The 16,635-nt window shown below is 73.0% G+C and carries 14 protein-coding genes and 1 pseudogene; 13 read left to right on the top strand and 2 right to left on the bottom strand.

The window, feature by feature from the left end:
• Nucleotides 1-158 precede the first annotated feature (158 nt).
• Both OOJ98_RS19205 and OOJ98_RS19200 read left to right on the top strand, forming a co-directional pair.
• Nucleotides 159-1,667 carry an anthranilate synthase component I family protein gene (locus OOJ98_RS19205; RefSeq protein ID WP_267056142.1) on the top strand — a complete coding sequence of 503 codons (1,509 nt, stop codon included), beginning with the start codon at nucleotides 159-161 and terminating at the stop codon, nucleotides 1,665-1,667.
• On the top strand, nucleotides 1,664-2,269 hold the full coding sequence (locus OOJ98_RS19200; protein WP_267056141.1) for an aminodeoxychorismate/anthranilate synthase component II: 606 nt from the start codon (nucleotides 1,664-1,666) through the stop codon (nucleotides 2,267-2,269). The genes OOJ98_RS19205 and OOJ98_RS19200 overlap by 4 nt, the downstream gene beginning before the upstream one ends.
• Nucleotides 2,270-2,285: 16 nt before the next feature.
• On the opposite strand, the gene OOJ98_RS19195 is transcribed toward OOJ98_RS19200, so the two are convergent.
• On the bottom strand, nucleotides 2,286-3,704 hold the full coding sequence (locus OOJ98_RS19195) for a PLP-dependent aminotransferase family protein (RefSeq protein WP_267056140.1): 1,419 nt from the start codon (nucleotides 3,702-3,704) through the stop codon (nucleotides 2,286-2,288).
• 124 nt (nucleotides 3,705-3,828) lie between these two features.
• Here OOJ98_RS19195 and trpD point away from each other — a divergent pair, with 124 nt between their 5' ends.
• On the top strand, nucleotides 3,829-4,890 hold the full coding sequence (gene trpD / locus OOJ98_RS19190; RefSeq protein ID WP_267056138.1) for an anthranilate phosphoribosyltransferase: 1,062 nt from the start codon (nucleotides 3,829-3,831) through the stop codon (nucleotides 4,888-4,890).
• Here trpD and trpC read toward each other — a convergent pair.
• Nucleotides 4,887-5,699, bottom strand: a complete 813-nt coding sequence (gene trpC / locus OOJ98_RS19185; protein WP_267056137.1) for an indole-3-glycerol phosphate synthase TrpC — start codon at nucleotides 5,697-5,699, stop codon at nucleotides 4,887-4,889. The two genes, trpD and trpC, sit on opposite strands and share 4 nt — an antisense overlap.
• A gap of 417 nt (nucleotides 5,700-6,116) precedes the next feature.
• On the opposite strand from trpC, the gene OOJ98_RS19180 reads away from it, so the two are divergent.
• The 10 genes and pseudogenes from OOJ98_RS19180 (at nucleotide 6,117) to OOJ98_RS19135 (ending at nucleotide 16,521) form a co-directional block, all read left to right on the top strand.
• A complete protein-coding gene (locus OOJ98_RS19180) occupies nucleotides 6,117-6,914 on the top strand; it encodes an AfsR/SARP family transcriptional regulator (RefSeq protein WP_267056136.1) in 798 nt (265 codons plus the stop codon).
• Between the two features lie 181 nt (nucleotides 6,915-7,095).
• Nucleotides 7,096-9,633 (top strand): amino acid adenylation domain-containing protein, encoded by a 2,538-nt coding sequence (locus OOJ98_RS19175; protein WP_267056135.1) that lies wholly within the window; start codon nucleotides 7,096-7,098, stop codon nucleotides 9,631-9,633.
• A 79-nt stretch (nucleotides 9,634-9,712) separates the two neighbouring features.
• A complete protein-coding gene (locus tag OOJ98_RS19170; RefSeq protein WP_267056133.1) occupies nucleotides 9,713-10,723 on the top strand; it encodes a TauD/TfdA family dioxygenase in 1,011 nt (336 codons plus the stop codon).
• 483 nt (nucleotides 10,724-11,206) lie between these two features.
• Nucleotides 11,207-11,386 (top strand): annotated as a pseudogene (locus tag OOJ98_RS19165) (LysR family transcriptional regulator); the annotation flags it as partial.
• 24 nt (nucleotides 11,387-11,410) lie between these two features.
• Nucleotides 11,411-12,184: a LysR substrate-binding domain-containing protein gene (locus OOJ98_RS19160; protein ID WP_267057026.1), complete on the top strand. Its 774-nt coding sequence runs from the start codon at nucleotides 11,411-11,413 to the stop codon at nucleotides 12,182-12,184.
• Between the two features lie 45 nt (nucleotides 12,185-12,229).
• Nucleotides 12,230-12,508 (top strand): acyl carrier protein, encoded by a 279-nt coding sequence (locus OOJ98_RS19155; protein ID WP_267056131.1) that lies wholly within the window; start codon nucleotides 12,230-12,232, stop codon nucleotides 12,506-12,508.
• 29 nt (nucleotides 12,509-12,537) lie between these two features.
• Entirely contained in the window at nucleotides 12,538-13,770 is a 1,233-nt protein-coding gene (locus OOJ98_RS19150) for a beta-ketoacyl synthase (protein ID WP_267056130.1), read from the top strand.
• Nucleotides 13,770-14,864, top strand: coding sequence for a beta-ketoacyl synthase N-terminal-like domain-containing protein (locus tag OOJ98_RS19145; protein WP_267056129.1), 1,095 nt, complete (start codon nucleotides 13,770-13,772; stop codon nucleotides 14,862-14,864). Before OOJ98_RS19150 ends, OOJ98_RS19145 begins: the two co-directional genes overlap by 1 nt.
• 114 nt (nucleotides 14,865-14,978) lie before the next feature.
• A complete protein-coding gene (gene fabG / locus OOJ98_RS19140; RefSeq protein WP_267056127.1) occupies nucleotides 14,979-15,725 on the top strand; it encodes a 3-oxoacyl-ACP reductase FabG in 747 nt (248 codons plus the stop codon).
• 82 nt (nucleotides 15,726-15,807) lie between these two features.
• On the top strand, nucleotides 15,808-16,521 hold the full coding sequence (locus OOJ98_RS19135) for a 2-hydroxychromene-2-carboxylate isomerase (protein WP_267056126.1): 714 nt from the start codon (nucleotides 15,808-15,810) through the stop codon (nucleotides 16,519-16,521).
• Nucleotides 16,522-16,635 lie beyond the last annotated feature (114 nt).

Below are 16,635 nucleotides of genomic sequence, written 5' to 3'. Positions count from 1 at the left end.
CCAGTCGCCCCGCCGGGGTCAAGCGAATCCCGAGTGGACCGCATCGGGCGCCGCCGATTGGTCTGGCACCGGTGGTATGCCCGCTGTTTTGCTGAGCACGGCCGAGTGGTCCGCGACGGCGGAATTGCCAAACGCCCCGAAAGAACGAGGAGTTCACCATGCCGGGAATCAGCACGATCGGTGTGCGGGTCACCGATACGGCGCTGCCGCACCACGATCCTCTCGATTTGTACGTCCGGTTGCGGGAAGGCCTCGCCGCGTCCGACGTATTCCTCTTCGAAAGCGTGGACGGCGCCGACCAGGACCGCCGCTGGGCGGTCGTCGGCTTCGGCCGGCTCGCCGAGATCCGGGTCCACGACGGCTATGTGGAGATCGACGGCGCGGCACAGGTCGCCGACGCCCTCGCCGCCCGCGCGGCCGCCGCCGGGATGGCGGAGCACACGGCCGACGACGGCACGCACCGGCTCACCTTCACGAGCGCCGGGCAGATGTGGGACGTACTGGCCGGCGCGCAGGCCCTGTTCCACGTCGCCACCGACATCCCGACGACGGCGTACGCCTTCGGATTCCTGACGACGTTCGCCTACGAGTCGGCCTGGCACATGGAGTCCCTGCCCCGGCGCACCAAGGCGCCGCACGGCCCGGACATCACGCTCACGCTGTTCCGCGACACCGTCTGGTACGACCTGGTCACCGGCTCGGTGCGCCAACTCCGGGCGGAGAGCCCGGCGTTCACCGACCGCCCGAGGACGGCGGACGCGGTACGGGCCGCGGGCGACGCGTGGGGCGCCGGACGCACCGGCGCGGTCGTCGCGCCCGAGGCGCCCGCGCCGCTCTCGGTGCGGGACAGCGTGAGCCGCGAGACGTTCCTCGGCTGGGCCGAGCGGTGCCTCGAACACATCCGGGTCGGCGACATCTACCAGATCCAGATCGGCCACCGGATCGACGTGCGGACCGAGTTGGACCCGGTCGGCGTCTACCGCAGGCTGCGCGGCCGCAACCCGTCGCCCTACATGTATCTGATGCCGCGCGCCGGCCGGACCCTCATCGGCGCGAGCCCCGAGCTGTTCGTGCGGATCGAGGGCGACGCGATCACGATGCGCCCCATCGCGGGCACCGCCCGGCGCTGCGCGGACCCGGAGGAGAACGAGCGCCGCGTCAAGGAGATGCGCGAGAGCACCAAGGAACAGGCCGAGCACATCATGCTGGTCGACCTGTGCCGCAACGACATCGGGCGGGTGACCCGGCCGAGCACCCAGCCGGTGGACCAGCTGATGGCGGTGGAGACGTACTCGCACGTCTTCCACCTGGTCTCGACGGTCACCGGACGCCTGGAGCCGGACGTCGACGCCTGGCAGGCGCTCCGCGCGACGTTCCCGGCCGGCACCATGACGGGCGCGCCCAAGGTCCGCGCCATGGAGATCATCGACTCCCTGGAACAGGAACGCCGCGGCAGTTACGCGGGCGCGGTGGGCCTGGTCGACGTGCGCGGCTGGAGCGAGCTCGCGCTCACCATCCGCACCATCGAGTACGACGGCGAGACGTACTCCACGCAGAGTTCGGCGGGCATGGTCGCGCAGTCCGATCCCGCCTCCGAGTGGCGCGAGACCCTGGCGAAGATGGGAGCCGCCTACTGGGCGCTCACCGGTGAGGAGCTGATCGCATGACCAAGGTGCTTCTGATCGACGCGTACGACAGCTTCGTGCACATCATCGACCAGTACCTGCGCACCCTGGGGGCGCGCACGGAGGTCGTACGGTCGCGGACGCTCTCGCCCGACGAGCTCGCCGCCCGCGAGCCCGACGCGGTGGTGCTGGGGCCCGGCCCCGGGCACCCCGCCGATTCGGGCCATGTGGAGCTCGTGCACCGGTTCGCGGGGCGGGTGCCGCTGCTCGGGGTGTGCCTGGGGCACCAGGCGATCGCGCTGGCGCACGGCGGCCGCGTCGAGGTCGCGGACCAGGTGATGCACGGGCGGACCAGCACGGTGCGGCACGACGGGGCCGGTCTCTTCGACGGGCTCGGCCACACCCTGGAAGTGACCCGGTACCACTCGCTGATCGTCGCCGAACCGCTCCCCGCCGAGCTGGTCTCCACGGCCGTCGCGGTCGACCACGGCTATCTGATGGGGCTGCGCCACCGCACCCTGCCGATCGAGGGGGTGCAGTTCCACCCGGAGTCCATCACCACCACGGGCGGACTCGCCATGCTGGACAACTTCCTTGGCTCAGCGGCCCGTTGGGCGTCCCGGGCGCCGCTCGCCGGCGTCTGACCCCGGCCTGCGGCCGTCACCAGCGGGTGGCCGCCGCCAGCGCGCGGACGGCTTCGGCCACCCCGGAGCGCGGCAGGTGCGCGTGGCCGACCACCAGCGCGGGGGCGGCGCGGCCGGGCCCCGCGTGGAAGGCGCCCGCGCCGCGCAGCAGCACGGAGCGGCGCAGCGCCTTCGCCACCACGGCCGCCTCGTCGCTGCCGCGGGGCAGTTGGAGGTAGGCGTGCAGTCCCGCGCCCCGGCCCAGGACCGCGGCGCCCGGCAGATGGCGGCGCACCGCCTCCTCCAGGGACTCCCGACGGCTGCGGCACAGCGAGTTGAGCCGGCGCAGATGGCGGTCGAAGAGGCCGGTGCGCAGCAGTTCGGCGAAGGCCAGCTGGGTGAGGGTCTCGGTGCCGAGGTCCTGCCGCGCGCGGGCCCGCATCAGGAGTTCGAGCAGGGGCTCGGGCGCCGCGAGCCAGCCGAGGCGCAGGCCGGGCGCGAGGGACTTGCTCGCGGTGCCGGCGTAGACGACCCGTTCGGGGTCGGTGCGCTGCAGCGCCAGGGGCCGCGCCCCGCGTTCGTACCACAGGCCTCCGTCGTAGTCGTCCTCGATGACCCAGCCGTCGACGTCGCGGGCCCAGCGGGCCAGCGCCTCGCGGCGGCGCGGGGAGAGGGTGACTCCGGTCGGGAACTGGTGGGCGGGGGTGACCAGCACGGCGCGGGCCCCGCTCGCGGCGAGCGCGTCGACGTCGATGCCCTCGGCGTCGACCGGTACGGGCACGGCCCGCAGCCCGCTCTCGCGCACGAACTGCCGCTGCCCGGGGTGGCCCGGGTCCTCGATGGCGAGCGCGTCGATGCCGAGCCGGGGCAGCACGGTGCACATCAGGCCGAGCGTCTGCGCGAAGCCGGCCACCACCATCAGCTGCTCGGCGGAGGTCCGCACCCCGCGCAACCGGCCGAGATACTGGGCGAGTTCGAGGCGCAGGCCGTGCTCGCCGGCGAGCGAGGGGTAGTCGTGGTCGCCCGAGTCCGCCTCGTACAGCACGCGCTGGTAGCAGCTGAGCCATTCGCGGCGCGGGAAGGCGGGCAGGTTGCCGCCGCCCGGCCGCAGGTCCCAGCGGACCGGGGCGGGCGGCGTCCCGTCGTCCCGGCCGGCCGCGCCGGGCTCGTCCAGGAGCGCCGGCACCACCGAGAGCTCACCGCCGAGATGGCGTACGACCCGGGTGCCGGCGCCCTGCACCGCCTCCAGGTAGCCCTCGGCGACGAGTTGCCCGTACGCCTCCACCACCACGCTGCGTGACACGTCGAGGTCGTCGGCGAGCCGCCGGCTGGACGGCAGCCGGGTGCCGGGATGGAGAATTCCCTCGGCTATCTCCCGCTTGATGAAATTCTGGATCTGCGAGGTCAGGGAATTCGACGAGTCCCTGACCACCGCCACCGCCATGTGCAGGGCCACGGCTCCTGCCCCCCTTTACGAATTGGACCGTAGTTCTCGCCGGACAGTGGTCTGGAGGGCGCTTTGCGCGCCTCACACAATGGGTTGCGCACACTTCCGATGGCGCCGTTCAAGGAGATTCCCCGTGACTGCCGAGCCGCAGGGTCGTACCTGGCCGGAATTGCTGAACTCACTTCTGGACCGCCGGGACCTGAGCCCCGCGGACGCCGCCTGGGCGATGGACCAGGTGATGACGGGGAGCGCCGGTCCCGCCCGGCTCGCCGCCTTCGTGGTGGCGCTGCGCGCCAAGGGCGAGACCGCCGACGAGATCGAGGGCCTGGTGGACTCGATGCGCCGGCACGCGGTGCCGCTGCACGTCCCCGGGGCCACCCTCGACATCGTCGGGACCGGAGGGGACGGCTCGAACAGCGTCAACGTCTCCACCATGTCGGCGGTGGTGGCCGCCGCCGCGGGCGCCCGGGTCGTCAAGCACGGCAACCGCTCGGCGTCGTCCGCCTGCGGCTCCGCCGACGTCCTCGAAGAGCTCGGGGTCGCGCTCGACCTCGAACCGGAGGTGGTGGCGACGGTCGCCGAGGAGACCGGCATCACCTTCTGCTTCGCCTCGGTGTTCCACCCGTCGATGCGGCACGCGGCCCCGCCCCGCCGTGAGCTGGGGATCCGTACGGTCTTCAACGCGCTCGGCCCGATCAGCAATCCGGCCGACCCCACCGCGCAGGCGGTCGGGGTCGCCGACCCGCGCCTGGCGCCGCTGCTCGCCGAGGTGCTGGCCCGCCGCGACGTGTCGGCGCTGGTCTTCCGGGGCGACGACGGGATGGACGAACTGACGGTCACCACTACCTCCACGGTCTGGTCGGTCCACGAGTCCCGGGTGCGGCGCGAGTCGTTCGACCCGCGGTCCATCGGCATCGGCTACGCCTCGCCCGACGCGCTGCGCGGCGGCGACCGTGCGCACAACGCCCGGGTGGCCCGCGAGATCTTCGCGGGCGCGCGCGGCCCGGTCAGGGACTCGGTGCTGCTCTCGGCCGCCGCGGGCCTCGCGGCGCTCGCCCCGAGCGGGCGCCCCGTGGCGGAGCGGCTCGGCGCGGGGGTGGAGCGCGCCGCGGAGGCGATCGACTCGGGCGCGGCGGCGGCCGTCCTGGAACGCTGGACGAGCGTCACCGCCAAGTACGCGGCGCAGGGCGCCTAGAGAGGCCGGGCAGGGGCGGGTGCGCGCCGGCCCGCCTCGACCAGGGCGGCGACGGCAGCGGCCGGGCTCGCGCCCGTGACCACCGCCTCGCCGACCAGGACGGCGTCGGCCCCGTGCGCGGCGTACTCGATGACGTCCGCGGGGCCGCGGACGCCCGACTCGGCGATGCGGACCACGCCCTCGGGGATCCCCGGCGCCAGGCGGGCGAAGGTGGTGCGGTCGACGTCGAGGGTGCGCAGGTCACGGGCGTTGACCCCGATCACCCGGGCGCCCGCTTCGAGCGCCCGCTCCACCTCCTTCGCGTCGTGCGCCTCCACCAGCGGGGTCAGCCCGATCTCCTCTGCCAGGGCGTGCAGTTCGTCCAGATGGGGCTGGGTGAGGGCGGCGACGACGAGCAGCACGAGCTCCGCGCCGTGGGCCCGCGCCTCCCACAGCTGGTAGGGGTCGACGATGAAGTCCTTGCGCAGCAGCGGCACGTCGACGCGGGCCGCCACGGCGTCCAGGTCGGCGAGCGAGCCGCCGAAGCGGCGCCCCTCGGTGAGCACGCTGACGGCCGCCGCCCCGCCGTCCTGGTAGGCGGCGGCGAGTTCGGCGGGGTCGGCTATCGCGGCGAGCGCGCCCTTGGAGGGGCTGGACCGCTTGACCTCCGCGACGACCCGTACGCCCGAGGGGTCGCGCAGCAGCGCCGCGGCGTCCCGCCCCGGGCCCGCGGCGAGTGCCCGTGCCCGCACCTCGGCGAGCGGCACCCGCCGCCGGCGCAGGGCCAGGTCCTCGCGGGCTCCCTCGACGAGCTGGTCGAGTGTGTTCATGGTGGGTCCCTCCCGGTTCGGACGCCGAAGGCCCCGGAGCCGGTCCGGCGGGTGCCCGGTGGGTGGCGCCACGGAGGGGAACAGTAGGGAGCCGCGCATACCGCCGACCACCTCCTTAAGACTTGGCTGAATGTCACAGGTGGGAACTCGGCGATGAAAGGAATTCACCGAACAGCACCTTGGATGTCAGCTTCGTGTCAGCGCCCTAAACACCGCTCCGACCTGCGTCAACGGCACCAACTCCCCCGAATCCACACGTTTTCTTCACCCCGGATCGCCCCGTCCCACAAACCGGTTAGTGGGTTTTTTAAAGCCATACCATCGGCGCCCGTGGCCGAAGGGCAAGTGATATTTCCCCGGCCCCCGCGGCGTGGCCGACAGTGGCATCAACACTTGCTGATAACGGGGGTTACTGCTGTGGAAATCAAGGTCCTGGGTGAACTCTCTCTGTCCGACGGGGACCGCTACTCCCCCGTGGCGTCGAAGCGCGCGAGCACCGTCCTGACCCTGCTCGCCATGACTCCCCAGGTCCCGGTCCTCTTCGACCAGCTCGTGGACGAGCTGTGGGCGGACCAGACGATGACCAACCCGCGCAACGCCCTCCAGGCGATCGTCAGCCGGCTGCGCAAGCTCCTGGAGTCGGTGACCGGCCTGAAGGGCGACGAGATCGTCCGCACCGGCAGCAACGGCTACCTCCTCGACGTTCCCGCCGGGACGGTCGACGCACACCGCTTCCTCGCACTCGCCGAGCGGGGCGCCGCCCTGGTCCACCGCGACCCGGCGGGCGCGATCGTCGCCCTGGAGCAGGCGCTCGACCTGTGGCGCGGGCCGGCCCTGATGGACGCGCGGGACGGGATGCGCTGCCAGATCCACGCGGTCGGCCTCGAAGAGCGCCGCATCACCGCCTTCGAGGACCTCACCATGGCCAAGCTCGCGGTCGACGTCGAGCGCGTCTCCATGTCCGAGCTGCGCCAGCTCGCCGCCGAGCACTCCGAGCGGGAGCGGCTGAGCGAGCTGCTGATGCTGGCGCTGTACCGCGACGGCCGCCAGACGGAGGCCCTGGAGGTGTTCCACGGCGCCCGCCGCCGGCTCGCCAGCGACCTGGCCCTGGAGCCGGGTCCGGCCCTGCACCTGGCGTACGAGGCGATCCTGAAGCAGGACGTCGAACTCGGCCTGCCGCGCCGGGCGTTGCTCGGCTCCGGCCGGGCGCTCTGAGACCACGCGCCCCGACCCGGCCTCCCGCACGCGCCTCCCGCGCCGGCCCGGAGCCCGGACCACCACCACACAGCTCCGGCCGCGCCGGACGACCATCAGGAAGGCAGGGCCAGTGACGGCTAGGCAGAGCGGATCCGGAGACCGACCGCAGACGCGGGCCGCCGCGCCCGGGGCAGCCCGGGTGACGGAGGCCGGGGCGACGGAGGCCGAGGCGACGGCGTTCTGGCAGGAGGTCCTGTCGGCGGGCCGCCACACCCCCCTGCCCGGCTGGTGCGCCGACGTCCCGGCCGAGGACCGGATCGCGACGCGCCGCACCCTGCTCTCGCCCACCACGTCGGCCGCGCTGCTCGGGCCGGCCACCGGCGGCGCCGAGCCCCTGGAGACGCTCCTGATCGCCGCCGCCGCCCGGGTGCTGGCCACCGTGACCGGCGATCCGACGGTCGTGACCGGCTATCTGCCGCCCGGCGCCACGGACCCAGTGGCGCACACCCTCCCCTGCCCACTGCACCTCGGCGACGGCACCTGGCGGGAGCTGGTCGGGACGGCCGCCGCCGTGCGGTCCGCCGCCGAGCGCCACCGGAGCGTCTCGCCGGAGCGCGTACGCGCCGAACTCGGCCGTACGGACGCCCTGTTCGACACCATCGTGGTGGCGGGGCGGCCGCCCGAGGCGGCCGACCTCGGACCCGGCACCGTCCTCGCCCTCGGCCTCCTGCCGCGGGGCGGACGGCTGGAACTGGCCGTCCTGCACCGCGTGGCCACCCTGGACGCGAGCGCGGCCGGCCGGATCGCCGGCTATCTCCTGGCGGCCCTCGAACGGCTCGCCACCCGCCCGGACTCGGCGCAGCACCTGTGGCACCCGGTCACCGCCGGCGAAGCCGCACATCTGCGGGACGCGCTGGCCGGCCCCCGGCGCCCGCTGCCCGACCGGCGCTTCCACGAACTCTTCGAGGAGCAGGCCCGGTTGACGCCGGACGCGGTGGCCGCCGTCCACGAGGACCGGTCGTGGACCTATGGGGAACTCAACCGGAACGCCAACCGGGTCGCCCACGCGTTGCGCCGGGACGGGCTGCGCGACGAGGACGTCGTCGCCGTCGTCACCGAACGCGATCTGGAGTGGCTGACGGCGGTGCTCGCGGTGTTCAAGGCGGGCGGCGTCTACCTCCCCGTCGAGCCGCAGTTCCCGGTCGACCGGATCACCGCCATGCTCACCCGCAGCGACTGCCGCCGGGTGCTGACCGAGCCCGGCGTGAGCCCGGGGCTCGACGAGGCGCTGGCCGAACTCACCGAGGTCCGCGCCGAGTTCGTGTCCCGCCTGCGCGCCGACGAGAGCCATGCCGGCTCGGACGCGGATCCCGCCCTCGCGATCGCCGCAGGACGCCTCGCCTACATCTACTTCACCTCCGGCTCCACCGGACAGCCCAAGGGCGCGATGTGCGAGCACGAGGGGTTCCTCAACCACCTCCTCGCCAAGATCGAGGACCTCGGCGTGGAGCGCGGCACCGTGGTGGCGCAGACCGCGCCGCAGTGCTTCGACATCTCGCTGTGGCAGCTCGTCGCCGCGCTCGCCGTGGGGGGCCGCACCCTGATCGTCGCGCAGCGCGACATCCTGGAGGTCCCGCGCTTCGTCGCGCTGCTCGCCGAACGCGAGGTGGAGGTGGCCCAGCTGGTGCCGTCCTACCTGGAGGTGGTCCTCGACCACCTGCGCCGCTCACCCCGGCCGCTGCCCCGGCTGCGCTGTGTCTCGGCGACCGGCGAGGCGCTCAAGAAGGAGCTCACCGAGCGCTGGTTCGCGGCGCTTCCCGACATCGTCCTCGTCAACGCCTACGGGCTCACCGAGACGTCGGACGACACCAACCACGAGGTGCTGCGGCGCCCCCCGGCAGGCGCGTCGGTGCCGCTGGGCCGGCCGGTGCGCAATGTGCGGGTGGCCGTCCTCGACGAGCGGCTCAGGCCGGTGCCGCTCGGCTCGCCGGGGGAGCTGGTCTTCTCCGGGGTCTGTGTCGGACGCGGCTACGTCAACGACGAGGAACGCACCCGGGCCGCCTACCTCCCCGACCCGGACCGCCCCGGCGGACGGCTCTACCGCTCGGGCGACTTCGGGCGGTGGCAGCCCGACGGGCGGCTGGAGTTCCTGGGCCGCCGCGACGCCCAGATCAAGATCCGTGGCTTCCGGATCGAGATCGGCGAGGTGGAGAACCAGCTGCTCCGGTTCGAGGGGGTGCGCGACGCCGCCGTCGTGGTCGTGGGCACGGGCGACGCCCGCCGGCTCGCCGCCTTCTACGCGTCGGCGGAGCCGGTCCCCGCCGACGCGCTGCGCACGGCCCTCGCCCGGTCGCTGCCCGCGTACATGCTCCCCGGCCGCTTCCACCACCATGAGGAGCTGCCGCTCACCCCGAACGGCAAGATCGACCGCAAGCTCCTCACCCAGCGGGCCGAGGCCGCCCCCGAGCAGGCGGACGGCGGGCCCGCGGGCGCCACGGAGCCGCCGCGCACGCCCACCGAGCACCGGCTCGCGGCGCTGTGGGCGACCACCCTCAAGGTGCCCGTCGAGACCATCGGCCGCGCCACCGACTTCTACGAGGCGGGCGGCAGTTCCATCGCCCTGCTGCGTGTGGTCATCGCCCTCGACCAGGTGGTGACCGCGCCGGAGCTGGCCAGGGCCCCGGTCCTGAGCGCGGCCGCCCTGCTCATCGACGGCAAGGCGCCGCAGCCCGCCTGAACAGCCGCTCCACGTCCACCACTTCGGCCCGGCCGCGCGGTCCGCGCGGCCGGGCCGGCCCACACAGGGAGACAGCGCGATGACGACGGTCAACGATCCGGGGAGCGTGGCGGCCCGTGCGCCGGGCCGGCACCTGACGCACGAGGAGGGCCGTCCGCCGGTGCTCCACACGGGCCCCAGCGACGCGGAACACCTTCCGGCGCCGGAGGTACGGGCGCTCCTCGCCGAGCACGGCGCGGTCCTCGTACGGGGCCTCGGCCTTGCGGAGCCGGCCGATCTGGCCGTGGCCGCACGGGCGTTGGGTGTGCGCGGCACGACCGAGCGCGAGGGCTTCACCGGCCGCCAGGCCCATCCCGACGGCGTGTACTCCACCTCCGAGTGGGCCGCCGAGGACCAGCTCTGCATGCACCACGAGCTGAGCTATGCCGCCGTCGTGCCGTCGATCGCCCTCTTCGGCTGCCTGGTGGCGCCGCAGCGGGGCGGCGCCACCACGGTGGCCGACGGGGAGCGCGTGCTCGGCCTGCTCCCCGGTGACCTGGTCGCAGGGTTCGAGCGCGACGGCTGGGAACTGGCCCGCACCTACTACGAGTTCGGCCTCGGCTGGGCCGAGGCCTTCGGTACCGACGACCGGGCACGAGTGGAGGAGTACTGCGCGGCCAACGCCCTCGACCACACCTGGACCGAGGAGGGCGGCCTGCGCACCCGCCAGCGCCGGCCGGCCCTGCTGCGCCATCCGGTGACCGGCCGGCGCGGCTGGTTCAACCAGGCGGCCTTCCTGCACGAGTCGGCGCTCGACCCCGTCGTGCGGGAGTACCTGGAGAGCCTCTACGGGCCCGAGGGCCTGCCGTTCCGCACGACGTACGGCAATGGCGAGCCCATCTCCACCGACACCGTCGCCACCATCAACAAGGCCTACGAGGAGGCCTGTTGGAGCGAGCCGTGGCAGCAGGGCGACCTTCTGGTCCTGGACAACCTGCGGATGGCGCACGGCCGCGACCCCTACGAGGGCGAGCGCCGGATCGTCGCCCTGTTCGGTGACCCGGTCCGCCTGGCCGGACCCGGCGCCCCGTCGGCCGACGCGACCCGCTGACCCCGAGCCCGCCCGCCCGCCCGATCCGTGGAACCCACGGGCTCCGGGGGCGGGCGGGCTCGTGCGTGCCGGGGCCGGCTCACGCGTGCGGCACGGCCCCCGCGACCGGGCGCCTCGTTGCGGGCAATGTCCGGTTTACCCGCAATAATGTTTCGCAGCATTTCGAATTTGCTTGCAGCGGGTGCGCCACGATGGCTAAATGTTAACGTGAGTGGACACCCTGCGATCACCCGGAGAGGGGCGGGCGGCGGAAAGGATCCTCGCCGTCCGGATGCTCCGGCGCGCAGCCGAAAGCATGTAGTCGGCACCGATAGCGGGGTGGCGGAACGGGGCGGGGGCCTTGCGCATTCCGGCAGCTCCCGGCCCAGGCCGGGAGGGGGATGACGATGCCTGGACCAGTGATTCGGGGGAAGGAAGGGGCGGCCTGACAGCGGGCATCATTACAATTCAGCCGCGCCATTTGAATCACGAGATTGCAGGAATATGGATCTGGAACTCAGACATGCACGGGCTGTTTCCATCATCGCAGAGGCCGGGAGCATATCCAAGGCGGCAGTCCGGCTGAATCTTCCACAGCCCAGCCTGACCGCCCAATTGCGCAGGATAGAGAAAATGCTCGGCGGGGACCTTTTCGTACGGTCGAGTTCCGGGATCGTGCCGACCCCGCGGGGAAAGCGCTTGATTCCGATGCTGGCCGACCTCGTCCAGCAGGCCGACGACGTGATCGGCGAGGCCGCCGCGAGCACCACCATCACGCTGCGTTTCGGCAACACCGAGTGGACACCGCCGACCCTGCTCGGCGCGATCCAGGCGGCGGTGCCCACCGTGGACGTGGAGACCGAGACGCTCGCGCCGGCCGCGGCCGTCGACGCGGTCCACCGCGGGGCGCTCACCGTGGCCATGGTGCCCTGCTCGGCCACGGACATGCCGGATTCCCTGCTGCAGGCGGGACTTGAGACCAAGGTCGTCGTCCGGGAGCCGATCTGGCTCGCGGTGCCGCGCGGCCATCCGCTGGCCGGCCGCCCCTTCGTGGACGGCACCCACCTCGCCTCGCTCCGCTGGGTCCACTATTCGCGGGACCACTGGTTCCACGACATCGAGAAGAAGCTCCTCGCCAAGCTCCACCACACCGACCTCGGGGCGGCGCACTACGCCGACGGCCACCACGAGGCGATGAGCTGGGTCAGGGACGCCGACGCCGCCGCGCTGACCACCGCGACCGGTGCCACCAACGATGTGGGTCTCGTGCCGATCCGCGAGACGCAGTGCATCGCCCAACTGCTCGTGTGGCGCCGAGACACGGTGGCCCGCGACACCCTGTGCCGACTCGTCGACACCGTACGGGAGTACTACTGCGCCTACGCGCGCTCCATCCCCCGCTATCTCTCCTGGATCATGGAACACCCCGCGGACTTCCCGGAGTTGGAGCGCTTCCTGCCGGTTCGGGCCCAGGCGGGATGAGGGGCTGTCAGTTCGCTGTCAGGGCCCTTCGGCAGCATCGCCCGCATGACTACGACACAGCACGTGGACGCCGAGGGCCGTGCCACGATCAAGGGCATCATCTGCGACATCCTTGAGATCGACGAGGCCGAGATGACCGACACGAGCCGCTTCAAGGAGGACCACGAAGCGGACTCGATGGGCGCCATCGAGATCCTCTCCCAGCTCGAACGCGCCTTCGGGATCGACATCGACCAGGCCGAACTGGCCCGCATGGTCCATCTCGAAGGCGTCGTCACGGTGGTCGACGAGGCCGTCGCGGCCAAGGCGGCCGCGGCCCTCTAGGCACCGGGACCGAGTGAGGGGAGCGCAGGTTGTACGACAACGACGAGCGACCGCGCCGAGTGGTGATCACCGGGCTCGGCACGGTCACCAGTATCGGCCTGGGCGTCGAGGCCTTCCGGGCGGGGCTGCGGGCGGGGCGCAGCGGCGCCAAGCCGATCACGGCCTTCGACACGGCGGGCTTCGCCCACGCCAACGGATGCGAGGTCGACGACTTCGATCCCGCCGAGTGGATCCACCAGGTGGACCCCGAGGAGCTGGGGCGTGCCACCCAGTTCTCGGTCGCCGCCGCCAACATGGCGGTGGCGGACTCGGGCCTCACTCTCGACGAGCTCAGGCGGCGCAGGGCGCTGGTCTCGGTGGGCACCACCGACGCCGAGTCCCGCGACCTCGACACCCTGGTGAGCGTCCAACTGGCGGACGGTCCGGACCAGTTGGCGCCCACCGTCGCCCGCAGGGCGCAGGCCGGGCGGCTCTCCACCGGCATCATCCGCGAGCTGGGCCTGGTCGACGTCGAGGCGCTCACCATCCCCACCGCCTGCGCGGCCGGCAACTACGCGATCGGCAGCGGCTTCGACGCCATCCGTGACGGCGAGGTCGACGTGGCGCTGTGCGGCGGCGCGGACGCCGTCTGCCGCAAGACCTTCGCCGGGTTCTACCGGCTCGGCACCATCGCCCCCGAGGTGTGCCAGCCCTTCGACAAGGACCGCAAGGGCATCCTCACCGGCGAGGGCGCGGGCATCCTGCTGATGGAGAGCCTGGACTCCGCGCTGGCCCGCGGCGCCCGCATCCACGCCGAGGTGCTCGGCTACGGGCTCAACTGCGACGCGCACCACCCGGTCGCGCCCGACCGGGACAGCCTGGCGCGGTGCATGGAGATCGCGCACCGCAACGCCGGGGTCAAGCCGGAGGACATCGACTTCATCTCCGCGCACGGCACGGGCACCCGGGCCAACGACGTCACCGAGGCGGGCGCGATCCGGCAGGTCTTCGCGACGCCCCCGCCCACCATCTCGATCAAGTCGATGATCGGGCACTCCATGGGCGCCGCGAGCGCGCTGGCGTCCGCCGCCTGTGCCCTGGCCCTCACCGAGGGTTTCATCCCGCCGACGATCAACCACCGTGAGACCGACCCCGAGTGCGGCCTCGACTGTGTGCCCAACGAGGCGCGGCCCGCCGAGCTGAACGTGGTCCAGAACAACGCGCTCGCGTTCGCGGGCAACAACGCCGTGCTCATCCTGGGCCGGTACCGGGAGGCCGAGTGATGTCCGAACTGGTCCTCTCCGCCTGGTCGGTGGTCTCCCCCTACGGCGTGGGCAGCGAGCCCTTCGGCGCCGGTTTCGGCGGGGGCACGAGCGCGGTCGGCGCGCTCGACCGGGACGCCTGGCCCGGCCCGTTCGACCGGTGCGGCCTGGTGCCCGACTTCACCGCCGCCGAATACGTCGGCAAGAAGGGCACCCGCACCATGGACCGCGTCACGGCGATCGCCGTGACCGCGGTGGGCCGGCTCCTCGCCTCGTGCGGCGACGACCTCACCGCGCGGCCCGAGCAGATCGGCCTGGTGCTCGGCACCGGCTCGGGCAGCGTCCAGAGCATCATGGACTTCACCCGGGACTCCCTCGTGGGCGAGCGTCCCTACCACGTCGACCCGGCCCGCTTCCCGAACACGGTGATGAACCGGGCGGCCGGCCAGAGCGCGATCTGGCACGGCATCAAGGGCCCCAACACCACGGTCGCGGGCGGCCGGCTCACCGGTCTGCTCGCGTTGAGCTACGCGGTGCGGCTGCACCGCGGCGGACACTGCGAGCGGGTGCTGTGCGGCGCGGCCGAGGAGTACTCCACGCAGCGCGCCTGGCTCGAATGGCACGGGCGGGCCCCGGAGGAGCGGGAGACCCCGCTCGGCGAGGGCGCGGCCGTCTTCCTGATGGAGAGGGCGTCCGACGCGCACGCCGCGGGCCGCACGCCGCTCGCCAGGGTCCTCGCGACACGGTTCCGGGCGTACGCCGAGCGGGCCGAGGCGCAGAAGGCACTCGCCGAGTGCGTGGGCAGCGCCCTGGACCGGGCCGGGGTGGCCCCCGAATCCGTCCGCCTGGTCGCGCCGCTCGGCGCGGGCGCCGAACTCGCCGCCCTGGAGGACGCCGGGATCAAGGACGCGCTCGGCACCGCGGACCCCGAGTGGCTGCGCTGCCGGCCGCTGCTCGGCGACACCTCCGCGGCCTCCAACAGCCTGCAGCTGGCCGCGGTGCTCGCCACGGCGGGCGCGTCGGGGCTCGCCCCCGGCGAGGCGGCCCTGGTCACCGGCGTCGACCGGGACGGCACGGTCGGCTGCGCGGTGCTCGGCGGCGCGGACCGCGGCTAGCCGACCCACCACGAGAGCGAAGGTGCGGCACGAGCTTCGTGCCGCACCTTGGCGAGCCCACTTCCCGTATCCGACACGGGAGTCGGGCCACACCCATGGAGAGGAGATGCGCGCATGACCGCGAACGAACGACGCGTCGCGCTGGTGACCGGGGGCTCCCGCGGCATCGGCCGGCACGTGGTGACCCGGCTCGCCGGGGACGGCTACGACGTGGCCTTCTGCTACCAGTCCAACAAGGAGGCCGCCGACGCGGTGGCCGCGGAGGCGACCGCCGCCGGTGCCCGCGTGTACGCGGCGCAGGTGGACGTGGCCGGACACGGCGCCGTACGCGACTTCGTACGCGACAGCGAGAAGGCCCTCGGGCCGCTGCACACCGTCGTGTCCTGCGCGGGCATCGTGCGCGACAACCCGCTGGTGATGCTGGCGGAGGCGGACTGGGACGCCGTGCTCCGGGTCAACCTCGACGGCACGTACAACGTGTGCAAGGCGGCGGTCTTCTCGATGATGAAGCGCCGCTCCGGCGCGGTGGTCACGCTGTCCTCGGTCGCGGGCGTGTACGGCAACGCCACCCAGACCAACTACTCGGCGACGAAGGCCGGGATCATCGGCTTCACCAAGGCGCTCGCCAAGGAGGCCGGGCGGTACGGGATCCGTGCCAACGCGGTGGCGCCGGGCTTCATCGACACGGACATGCTGTCGGCGCTCACCGACGAGCACACCCGCAGGATGACCGAGCGGATCCCGCTCGGCCGCTTCGGCCGCCCCGACGAGGTCGCCGACCTGGTGTCCTTCCTCGCCTCCGACCGCGCCTCCTACATCACCGGGCAGGTCTTCGGGGTCGACGGCGGCCTCGTCGTCTGAACCGGGCGCCCGGCCCCCATGCCTTCCCGGGCCCGCGTCCCACCGAACACCGGGCCCCCGAGATTCAGGAGTGGAACTGACCATGCCCCCCGCCGCCAAGAACAAGACACCGCGGTTCTATTTCAATCTGCGCAGCCCCTACTCCTGGCTCGCCCACCGCGAGGTGCTGAGCAACCACAAGGACCTCGTCGACCGGCTGGAGTGGCTTCCCTTCTTCGAGCCGGACGCGGAGAGCAGCCGCGAACTCGTCGAGCAGGGCGGCGCGTTCCCGTACTCGGAGATGTCCCGCGAGAAGAACCGGTACGTCCTCCAGGACGTCGGCCGGCTCACCAAGGCCCGGGGCATCACGGTGACCTGGCCGGTCGATCGCGCCCCGGTGTGGGAGGTCCCGCACCTGGGCTACCTCGTCGCGCAGGAGCACGGCCTCGCGCACGAGTACATCACCGCGGTCTACGAGGCCCGTTTCGGCAAGGGGCTCGACATCTGCGACCGCCGCACCATCGCGGACATCGGCGGCCGGCTCGGCATCGACCGCGATCTGATCGCCGACGCGAGCGACGACCCCGATCTGCGCGCCGAGGGCGTCCGGATCCTGCTCAGCGTGTGCAAGGACGGCGTGTTCGGCGTCCCGTTCTTCGTGCACGGATACACCCGTTTCTGGGGCCTGGACCGGCTCGACGACTTCGTCGCCCACCTGGAGTCGAAGCAGGCTCCCGCCCGCGCCCTGGCCGGGCCGGCCGGCGCGGTGGGTCTCGGCCGTTCGGTCGAGGACGCCCACGCGGGCGGCTGCGGCTGAGACCCGGGCCGCGCGGCGGCCGGGCCCGTCCGCCCGGCCCCCCGCCCCTCTCCGCTCCGAGAGGGCGCACAACTCGCGTGAGGTGCAGGGCAGTTGGGAGTCAGTCCGCTGTCA

The sequence above is a fragment of the Streptomyces sp. NBC_00083 genome, assembly GCF_026343295.1.
Taxonomy (GTDB): domain Bacteria; phylum Actinomycetota; class Actinomycetes; order Streptomycetales; family Streptomycetaceae; genus Streptomyces.
The sequence above is the reverse complement of the archived record's forward strand: the minus strand, read 5'-3'. Positions and strand labels throughout refer to the sequence as shown.

Excerpts from the sequence above, each read along its gene's own strand:
- OOJ98_RS19200 (WP_267056141.1), top strand. The coding sequence starts at position 1,664 with ATGACCAAGGTGCTTCTGATCGACGCGTACGACAGCTTCGTGCACATC.
- OOJ98_RS19160 (WP_267057026.1), top strand. The coding sequence starts at position 11,411 with ATGCTGGCCGACCTCGTCCAGCAGGCCGACGACGTGATCGGCGAGGCC.
- fabG (WP_267056127.1), top strand. The coding sequence starts at position 14,979 with ATGACCGCGAACGAACGACGCGTCGCGCTGGTGACCGGGGGCTCCCGC.
- OOJ98_RS19145 (WP_267056129.1), top strand. The coding sequence starts at position 13,770 with ATGTCCGAACTGGTCCTCTCCGCCTGGTCGGTGGTCTCCCCCTACGGC.
- OOJ98_RS19205 (WP_267056142.1), top strand. The coding sequence starts at position 159 with ATGCCGGGAATCAGCACGATCGGTGTGCGGGTCACCGATACGGCGCTG.
- trpC (WP_267056137.1), bottom strand. The coding sequence starts at position 5,699 with ATGAACACACTCGACCAGCTCGTCGAGGGAGCCCGCGAGGACCTGGCC.
- OOJ98_RS19135 (WP_267056126.1), top strand. The coding sequence starts at position 15,808 with ATGCCCCCCGCCGCCAAGAACAAGACACCGCGGTTCTATTTCAATCTG.
- OOJ98_RS19155 (WP_267056131.1), top strand. The coding sequence starts at position 12,230 with ATGACTACGACACAGCACGTGGACGCCGAGGGCCGTGCCACGATCAAG.
- OOJ98_RS19170 (WP_267056133.1), top strand. The coding sequence starts at position 9,713 with ATGACGACGGTCAACGATCCGGGGAGCGTGGCGGCCCGTGCGCCGGGC.